Source organism: Phyllobacterium sp. P5_D12, assembly GCF_054049495.1.
The window spans coordinates 1-1,087 of record NZ_JBFUMG010000956.1; the positions used below are offsets into that span (position 1 = coordinate 1).

A 1,087-nucleotide genomic window follows, 5' to 3' on the forward strand; every position below is an offset into this window, starting at 1 on the left:
GTATATAACGCAGCATTTCTTTAGACCTGCTCCCCGCTCAGCCAGAAAGTATCAGGCATGTAAATGCCGAGATAAGATGTGGGATCAAATCCGTAGAGGCCCTTTTCGGGAACGTTCTGCAAACGTGATGTACGCACAATCGGTTGCAGCGTTCCATTCACAAGCCCAATCGAAAATACCTGCTGGGTATAGATGGCCAGCATCTGCTGCCAGATTTCAGTGCGCTCCGCCAGGTGAGCGGATCGCTGCCAGCGCCCCAGAAGCTCGGTAAGCTGAATCGCTTCAGGAAGGTCCGCTGCCTTGCCCTGGCTGCCATGCGACAGGTAATACATTCCCCAGAGCGGCCATTGCAGCTGATCGTCCATCGTGGGCGCCAGCTGTCCCGGGTTCATGTCGGCAGTTGCCACGCCGTTGTCCATGCCATACCAGATCGACATCATGATGCGCCCGCCCATGGCACGGCTGCGGAAAATGTCGCGCTGGGATGTACGAATGAACAGCGCGATTCCGATCTTGCGCCAGTGATCCGTGACGAGTTCAAGCACGTCCGTATCCACGGAGCTCTCGCCCGGCGTTTCGATTGTGATCTCGGCTAGCCGACCGTCCGGGAGCAGGCGAATGCCGTCCTCATCGCGATTTTGCAATCCGGCCTCGTCAAGAAGCGCGTTGGCCTGTTCCGTATCGTGATCGATCCACGCATTAGCATACTCGGGCTTGAACAGAGGACTTTCGGGCAAAAGTGTATCAGCACTGGGAACGCCGAGGCCGTAAAACACCGCCATATTGATTTCATGCCGGTCGATGGCAAGCGACAAAGCCCGTCGCACCCGCACGTCGCGAAACAGCCCACGCCAAACGTCATCGCCGCAATTGAGATTCGGCAGTATTGCGACGCGCGAGCCGCGAGTCATTTTCCACAGATCAACCTTCACAGGGTAGCGGTCTTCCGCGTCCTTCAGAAAGGTGTAATCAGCAAAATCGATGCCGGTTGCCTGCAGGTCACTTTCTCCCGCGCCCGTTTTCGCGGGAATGATAGAGGATGAACTGACATTGAGTACGAAGCGGTCGATATAGGGCAGTTGACGGC

Annotated in this window: 1 protein-coding gene; it reads right to left on the reverse strand. The window is 56.5% G+C overall.

Annotation, left to right across the window (positions count from 1 at the left end; all coding sequences use genetic code 11):
• Positions 1 to 20: 20 nt before the first annotated feature.
• Positions 21 to 1,087: ABC transporter substrate-binding protein (locus ACXJ5O_RS27945; protein ID WP_457302752.1), on the reverse strand; the 1,067-nt coding region annotated here is incomplete at its 5' end.